This is a genomic window from Nostoc sp. C110 (genome assembly GCF_043099725.1).
Taxonomy (GTDB): domain Bacteria; phylum Cyanobacteriota; class Cyanobacteriia; order Cyanobacteriales; family Nostocaceae; genus Nostoc; species Nostoc muscorum_A.
Genome location: NZ_CP171148.1, coordinates 409,630 through 417,500 on the forward strand (window position 1 = coordinate 409,630; position 7,871 = coordinate 417,500).

General features: G+C 42.1%; 4 protein-coding genes and 2 rRNA genes (1 of these 6 running past the window's edge). 3 read left to right on the forward strand and 3 right to left on the reverse strand.

Annotated elements, in window-relative coordinates:
• The first annotated feature begins 1,428 nt into the window (after window positions 1-1,428).
• Window positions 1,429-2,298 carry a response regulator gene (locus ACFFRD_RS07595; RefSeq protein ID WP_392481013.1) on the forward strand — a complete coding sequence of 290 codons (870 nt, stop codon included), beginning with the start codon at window positions 1,429-1,431 and terminating at the stop codon, window positions 2,296-2,298.
• 14 nt (window positions 2,299-2,312) lie between these two features.
• Here ACFFRD_RS07595 and ACFFRD_RS07600 read toward each other — a convergent pair whose 3' ends face one another.
• The 3 genes from ACFFRD_RS07600 to rsmA all read right to left on the reverse strand — a co-directional run bounded on the left by ACFFRD_RS07600 (window position 2,313) and on the right by rsmA (window position 4,588).
• Window positions 2,313-2,642 (reverse strand): DUF3082 domain-containing protein, encoded by a 330-nt coding sequence (locus ACFFRD_RS07600; protein ID WP_114086266.1) that lies wholly within the window; start codon window positions 2,640-2,642, stop codon window positions 2,313-2,315.
• A 61-nt stretch (window positions 2,643-2,703) separates the two neighbouring features.
• On the reverse strand, window positions 2,704-3,657 hold the full coding sequence (gene ispE / locus ACFFRD_RS07605; protein WP_392481014.1) for a 4-(cytidine 5'-diphospho)-2-C-methyl-D-erythritol kinase: 954 nt from the start codon (window positions 3,655-3,657) through the stop codon (window positions 2,704-2,706).
• A 70-nt stretch (window positions 3,658-3,727) separates the two neighbouring features.
• A complete protein-coding gene (rsmA, locus tag ACFFRD_RS07610; RefSeq protein ID WP_190938686.1) occupies window positions 3,728-4,588 on the reverse strand; it encodes a 16S rRNA (adenine(1518)-N(6)/adenine(1519)-N(6))-dimethyltransferase RsmA in 861 nt (286 codons plus the stop codon).
• 634 nt (window positions 4,589-5,222) lie between these two features.
• Here rsmA and ACFFRD_RS07615 point away from each other — a divergent pair.
• Both ACFFRD_RS07615 and ACFFRD_RS07620 read left to right on the forward strand, forming a co-directional pair.
• A 16S ribosomal RNA gene (locus ACFFRD_RS07615) occupies window positions 5,223-6,711 on the forward strand.
• A gap of 360 nt (window positions 6,712-7,071) precedes the next feature.
• Window positions 7,072-7,871, forward strand: a 23S ribosomal RNA gene (locus tag ACFFRD_RS07620) (it continues 2,094 nt past the right edge of the window).
• The 16S and 23S rRNA genes sit together here, the layout of an rRNA operon.

Consider the following 7,871-nt stretch of genomic DNA (forward strand, 5'->3'; position numbering starts at 1 on the left):
GGGATTAACCAGGATCATAAAATATCTCGTTAAACCCGCTCTTGCAGATAAACCGTATTGCAGAAGCTGCTTCTTCGTTAAGCTTACTCAATCTTTAGCAAAGGAGTATATGAACGATTTTTTGATAGATATGTCTATTTTTTCGCTTTTGAAATCTTATTTATTTTCATTAGCGTCAAACCAACTAAGACTTTAGAAAGGGGATATAAAATTTATTAAGTTTTATACATGTAGTAAGGAGATGTGATTTTATTGAACTTCTCTTGCAATGTCCTCTAATTAGACATTTCAGAAGGTTATAAGTACCAAAAAACTCATAAATTGTATTTAAAAATACATCCTTATTTAATATTTCCTATTTCTTTTGGAATATTTGTAAGCCATAAGTACATGAGCGATAAAAATAATTTACTCCTTGTGACAGATGACAAGCTGTCCAGTCATGTTGTTAGATGCCTAAGTGAGCAAATTTAGGATCAGTTAAATTAATGAGCAATAATTTACTTATTAAAACTATAAGTTTTAGAATAAATATATCTAAATTAGAATTGACAAGATTATTTTATTATGCAGTAAAGTTCTTGACTTATAGTTCTTCTCTTGATCGCATAGCAGTTATAAATGATTAGCTAAAATCAAAACTAGTATAGAGTTTTGTAGCATATTATTGATTGCATTTTTGGATATAACTTTGAAAGAGATGATCAAAATCTTTCTCAGAGATAAATTGCTGAAGATGGCTAAAAACTGCATTATTGTTATATCTAATGGGTAGAAGTCAGTTATGTATATCTATGTGAATTACGTTAAAGCATAAACATCAGATATTGCCCTTAATTTTATTAATATAGTCAAAAGGATAAAAAAAGTAGTTTTTTGATATTGTAATTTTGACTATATCAAGTCTTATATATCTGGTTTTAATTTATAAAAAATAATTATCGGTCAGTAAGAATAAACACTATTTTACTTTTCTAATATTGAATGAATACTAAGATAGTGCTGACTTATGTATCTAGCAATAATATCTTTATATTACCAATATAAAAATCTCTCTTTTTATTGTTAAAATTATCTTTAAAAGCACTAAATAACTTCTGATTCTTTTGAATTCCATTTATTTATAAATAGCCAATAGCACCATGATGATTTTAGAAATTTATGATTAGCAACTCATCAATGGCTATAGCACTGACTTATTTAACCGAGTGACTAGGGATATGGATTCTGGCCTTTATTAGGTTAGTTTAATCTAACTCTTCATTGGTGCTACAGCCAGAATTAGAGATTTGCTGGTTTCCTAATGGTAGTATTCTGAGTTGTTAATTAATAATCATTTTCAACTCAACACACATAACTTTTTTGACAAATGACTCGGCATAGAATTTGGTCATCATTCCCTGCCACAAAAATCCTAGTGATGGAAAAATGAGATACGAATCGTCGAAAAAAATTCTTGTAATTGAAGATGATGCTGTTACTCGCAATCTCTTCTTAGAAGTTCTTGAGGCTCAAGGTTTTGACACCATAGGTGCTGAAGATGGAGTAGCTGGTATCCAGAAAGCACAACAGCATTTACCCGACTTAGTGATTTGCGATATTCAAATGCCAGATATGGATGGCTACACCGTTTTGGCTAAGTTGCGCCAAGATCCTCACACAGCAATTATTCCTTTCATTTTTTTGACTGGGAGTAATACTCAAACAGATGTTCGCAAAGGTATGGAGTTGGGAGCGGATGATTATCTGACTAAACCCTCTAGTATAGAAGATTTGCTCAGAGCGATCGCTGTCCGATTAGAAAAGCAAGCTTTTTTGAGGTATTGGTACGCTACTAACTCTCATCAAGCCGCTCAATCACCACCTTCATCGTTCAACTCTGAGTCTATTTTTCCATCTGTTCCCCAACTGAAATCGGTTTTCGACTTTATTGAAGCTAATTATCGCCAAGGAATTACTTTGTCTGATGTGGCTCTTGCGGTTGGTTATTCGCCTGCTTACTTAACTAACCGAGTAGCCAAACAAACAGGAGAAACTGTAAACGCTTGGATTGTTAAGCGTCGAATGGCAGCAGCACGTCCTTTACTTAGAGATACTAATCAGACAATCGACCAGATTGCTATTGCACTTGGCTATCAAAATACATGTCATTTCTCTCGTCAGTTTCGTCAACACCACGGGCTTTCTCCCAAAACTTGGAGAAAACAGCAACAACTTTTTCAGTCTTCTAGAAACGCGAAGCTACAATTGATCAAAAATCATGGTGCATTAGAAAAACTTGTACCTTTAGGTTGCTGATTAAAAGCAAATTACTAGTTTTCACTACTTTTTTGCTTGCTCAACTGCTGCATTAATAATTGCACTCCCAGAGCCAACAAACCAATTGCTACTATACCAAATATTCCGCTTCCTAAAGCAACTACACCAACAACCAGAGTCCGAACAGCAGAGGAAATTTTAATTACTAATGGATTAATTGAATGGAGGGGTTTAGCAGCAAAATTTGTAGCGATCGCAATCATCAGCGAATACATTGCATATCCCATTCCCCCAGAAATTACTGCCCCAGTTAAACAGCGTAACGGACTTGCTGCTGCCGACATTTTAGTATCAGTTGGTGGCGTTAAATTTTGGTCACTCATAGGATTTTGGATTTCAGATTTTTAGTTGGGACATTATCCTTAATTAAGGAAAAAGAATTATTTAAACAGATGATGTCACTTTAATACCATGCGTAATTGTCCGAGTTACAAACAATTCTAAGTCCTCATCAATAATTGCTTCCCTTACTTGCTGCAAAACTAGTTCTGCGTGCTGTTGAGACTCAAAAAGAGCAAATACTGTTGGGCCAGAACCAGACATCATTGTTCCTAACACGCCTTCCTGATTTGCAAACACTTCTCGCAACTGCAAAACTTGAGGATAGGCTGGCAATACCACATGCTCTAAATCATTGTGCAATTTTTGGGCAATTTCCCTCGTATCTTTATGCAAGATAGCTTTTACTATTGCTCCTGAATGAACTGCACTAGCACGCGCTGCCAAATTATCAGTATCTCTAATATAAGAATGACCAAACTGCTGTCGATAGGTTTTGTATGCCCAAGGTGTGGAAACTTCCAGACTGCGGTATTTCCCCAATACTATATATATGTTATCTAAACTCGGCAGGGGAGAAAGTTGCTCACCCCTACCTGTTGCGATCGCAGTTCCACCCGCTATACAAAATGGGACATCTGAACCGAGTGTACCTCCTAACTCTTCTAATTCAGACTGAGTTAATCCCAACTTCCACAGTAAATCTATACCCACTAACACAGCTGCTGCATTCGTCGAACCCCCAGCCAACCCAGCCGCTACAGGAATCTGCTTATTGACGGTAATCTCCACACCGCCATATTTAGCAAAGGCTTCGGGAAATTGCCTGACCATTAATTCTGCTGCCCGGTATGCCAGATTACTTTTATCTGTCGGTACTTGTGGGTGGTTGCAGTGAACACGAATGCTGTCAGTGCTAATGGAACGCACATCAATTTGATCTGAAAGTCCGATACTTTGGAGTATCATGGCTAACTCATGATAACCATCGGGGCGTTCGCCAATGATTTCCAGATACAAGTTGATTTTAGCAGGGGCAATTAAGCTGTAGGAACGCATTTTATAAGAATGGGGAATGGGCAATGGGCAATGCGGAATTGGGGAATGGGAAAAAATCCATTTTATCTTGTCATCTATTTCCTACTCCCTGCTCCCCACTTTCTACTGCCAGTTCATTTGCTAGGATTACCCATTGCTGAACGCTGATATCTTCGGCTCTGGCTTGGGGATTTATTTTTAATTGTTCCAGTAAGTGGCTCAGGCGATCGCGTTCCATAACAGATTGCAAATTATTTCGTAACATTTTGCGCTTGGCACCAAACCCCAACTTCAAGAAAGTCTCTAACTGTCGGGGATTAAGCGCTGGTATTTCTATTTTTCGGGGACGTAATCTTACCACTGCTGAATCAACTTTTGGCGCTGGATGGAATGCAGAGGCTGGGACTGTGCAGATTAACTCACACTCAGCCAAATACTGTACCCGCACGGTCAACGCCCCAAAGGTTTTTGACCCTGGTTTAGCATACAACCTTTCTGCCACCTCTTTTTGTACCAGCAATACTATAGAGTCAAATGGTTCGGGGTTGGGATTTGCGATCGTACCCAGTAGTTTCTCAATGATTGGCCCTGTAATGTTGTAGGGAATATTGGCTACTACTTTGTTTGGCTTTTGGAAATTGGGAAAGGCTACCAAATAAGATGGTAAATCCAGAGTGAGAAAATCGCCTTGCAGCAATAAGAAATTTTCAGTCTTACCCAGTTGCTTTGACAACAGATGGCATAAGTCGCGGTCTATCTCTACTGCAATCAGAGATTGCACTAAGGGTAATAAACGACGAGTTAGAATACCAGTTCCAGGCCCAATTTCCAGGATGCGATCACCTTTGACGGAGCGATCGCTTTCTGTACACTCCGCTGCTTTTATAATTGCGTCGAGCGCCTTTTCACTTTTGAGCCAATGTTGAGCAAAGACCTTACGCGGTCGGATCATCTGTATTTATTGCCTAGTCTAGTTTTTAGCTTTTTCTCAAAAACTTATTATAAATTGTGAAATCCGTCTACAGCGCTAGACTCACTGTAACGAATCTTGTGGGGTAGGCATCTAGTCATAAGATGGGAGCCTTTAACCGGAGGCTCTGGAACAACTATGCTTTTATATTCTTATATATAGTTAGTTCAGGCATTTGGATTTAGGATAAGTCCCTCCAGCAAGACTGCCTCCTATCTTTTTCGATAATGATTACTATAATCCTTAGCTTGCATCAGAGCCAATTTAGAAAAACTAACTAGCTATATAAAGTTCAGCTACTGCGTCTATGCCTTGCCTATATTGCTTAAGTCATTCACTTGAAAGTAATGCCAGCCAAGAGATTTGCCCTTTTATAAAAAAAAATAAATTTACCCCTTGACAAACCAGGGGATGACTAGTTACTCTAGTTAAGTGGAAAGGCGAGAGAAGCCAACCACCACTGAACCTGAAAAACATAATACTTTGAAAGCTTAAAGAAAAACCAATCCTCGTCAAAGGATTTTACTTTTTGGAAACCCCAAAAAGATAATAACCAAAATTAGTAACTAGGATTCCGAAAAATATTTTTTTCGGATACACAAACTCGAAACACAACAAAACGGAGAGTTTGATCCTGGCTCAGGATGAACGCTGGCGGTATGCTTAACACATGCAAGTCGAACGAAATCTTCGGATTTAGTGGCGGACGGGTGAGTAACGCGTGAGAATCTGGCTCTAGGTCTGGGACAACCACTGGAAACGGTGGCTAATACCGGATGTGCCGAGAGGTGAAAGGTTAACTGCCTAGAGATGAGCTCGCGTCTGATTAGCTAGTTGGAAGTGTAATGGACTCCCAAGGCGACGATCAGTAGCTGGTCTGAGAGGACGATCAGCCACACTGGGACTGAGACACGGCCCAGACTCCTACGGGAGGCAGCAGTGGGGAATTTTCCGCAATGGGCGAAAGCCTGACGGAGCAATACCGCGTGAGGGAGGAAGGCTCTTGGGTCGTAAACCTCTTTTCTCAGGGAAGAACACAATGACGGTACCTGAGGAATAAGCATCGGCTAACTCCGTGCCAGCAGCCGCGGTAATACGGAGGATGCAAGCGTTATCCGGAATGATTGGGCGTAAAGCGTCCGCAGGTGGCAATGTAAGTCTGCTGTTAAAGAGTCTAGCTCAACTAGATAAAAGCAGTGGAAACTACATAGCTAGAGTACGTTCGGGGCAGAGGGAATTCCTGGTGTAGCGGTGAAATGCGTAGAGATCAGGAAGAACACCGGTGGCGAAGGCGCTCTGCTAGGCCGTAACTGACACTGAGGGACGAAAGCTAGGGGAGCGAATGGGATTAGATACCCCAGTAGTCCTAGCCGTAAACGATGGATACTAGGCGTGGCTTGTATCGACCCGAGCCGTGCCGTAGCTAACGCGTTAAGTATCCCGCCTGGGGAGTACGCCGGCAACGGTGAAACTCAAAGGAATTGACGGGGGCCCGCACAAGCGGTGGAGTATGTGGTTTAATTCGATGCAACGCGAAGAACCTTACCAAGGCTTGACATGTCGCGAATCTTCTTGAAAGGGAAGAGTGCCTTCGGGAGCGCGAACACAGGTGGTGCATGGCTGTCGTCAGCTCGTGTCGTGAGATGTTGGGTTAAGTCCCGCAACGAGCGCAACCCTCGTTTTTAGTTGCCAGCATTAAGTTGGGCACTCTAGAGAGACTGCCGGTGACAAACCGGAGGAAGGTGGGGATGACGTCAAGTCAGCATGCCCCTTACGCCTTGGGCTACACACGTACTACAATGCTCCGGACAGAGGGCAGCAAGCATGCGAATGCAAGCAAATCCCGTAAACCGGAGCTCAGTTCAGATCGCAGGCTGCAACTCGCCTGCGTGAAGGAGGAATCGCTAGTAATTGCAGGTCAGCATACTGCAGTGAATTCGTTCCCGGGCCTTGTACACACCGCCCGTCACACCATGGAAGCTGGTAGTGCCCGAAGTCATTACTCCAACCATTCGTGGAGGAGGATGCCTAAGGCAGGACTGGTGACTGGGGTGAAGTCGTAACAAGGTAGCCGTACCGGAAGGTGTGGCTGGATCACCTCCTTTTTAGGGAGACCTACACCCCTTACATATCGAAAAACATACAGTTAAATAGATAGTAAGTTGGTCTAACCTAGGTCGGTCGAGAATTGGTATAAAGCTTTCAAAGTATTAATGGTTCAGAATATAAACAAGAAAAGAGTGAGAGTTCAGCAACATGACACTCGTGTCAGACTGCTGAGTTGAATCTCAGCCAGAACCTTGAAAACTGCATAGAAACGCGAAAATAGCAGGCAGACACAGACATTCTTAGTGCTGATTGCTGAGTTGTGAGTGCTGAGTAAAATCAGTGCGAAGTGACGAGGTAAGAAGAACTAACTATTTGTTTTTGTGAATGCAAATTGTGAAACACCAAATGAATTGAGTGGTCAAGCTAATAAGGGCTAACGGTGGATACCTAGGCACACAGAGGCGATGAAGGACGTGGTTACCGACGATATGCTCCGGGGAGTTGGAAGCAAACATTGAGCCGGAGATTTCCGAATGGGGCAACCCTATATACTACCTGCTGAATATATAGGCAGGAGAGAGCCAACCCAGCGAATTGAAACATCTTAGTAGCTGGAGGAAGAGAAATCAAAACAGAGATTCCCTAAGTAGTGGTGAGCGAAAGGGGAAGAGCCTAAACCAATTGGTTTACCGATTGGGGTAGTGGGACAGCGATATCGAATCTGGCGGTTAAACGAAGCAGCTAAATACTGCACCAAAGAAGGTGAAAGTCCTGTAGTTGAAAACTCAAGGATAGTAGCTGAATCCCGAGTAGCATGGGGCACGAGGAATCCCATGTGAATCAGCGAGGACCACCTCGTAAGGCTAAATACTACTGTGTGACCGATAGTGAACCAGTACCGCGAGGGAAAGGTGAAAAGAACCCCGGAAGGGGAGTGAAATAGAACATGAAACCGTTAGCTTACAAGCAGTGGGAGGACTATTTAAAAGTCTGACCGCGTGCCTGTTGAAGAATGAGCCGGCGACTTATAGGCACTGGTAGGTTAAAGCGAGAATGCTGGAGCCAAAGGGAAACCGAGTCTGAAAAGGGCGATAATCAGTGTTTATAGACCCGAACCCTGGTGATCTAACCATGGCCAGGATGAAGCTTGGGTAACACCAAGTGGAGGTCCGCACCGACTGATGTTGAAAAATCAGCGGATGAGTTGTGGTTAGGG

Bases quoted from the DNA above. Each gene is read 5' to 3' on its own strand.
- ACFFRD_RS07595 (WP_392481013.1), top strand. From the start codon at position 1,429: ATGAGATACGAATCGTCGAAAAAAATTCTTGTAATTGAAGATGATGCT.
- ACFFRD_RS07600 (WP_114086266.1), bottom strand. From the start codon at position 2,642: ATGAGTGACCAAAATTTAACGCCACCAACTGATACTAAAATGTCGGCA.
- ispE (WP_392481014.1), bottom strand. From the start codon at position 3,657: ATGCGTTCCTACAGCTTAATTGCCCCTGCTAAAATCAACTTGTATCTG.
- rsmA (WP_190938686.1), bottom strand. From the start codon at position 4,588: ATGATCCGACCGCGTAAGGTCTTTGCTCAACATTGGCTCAAAAGTGAA.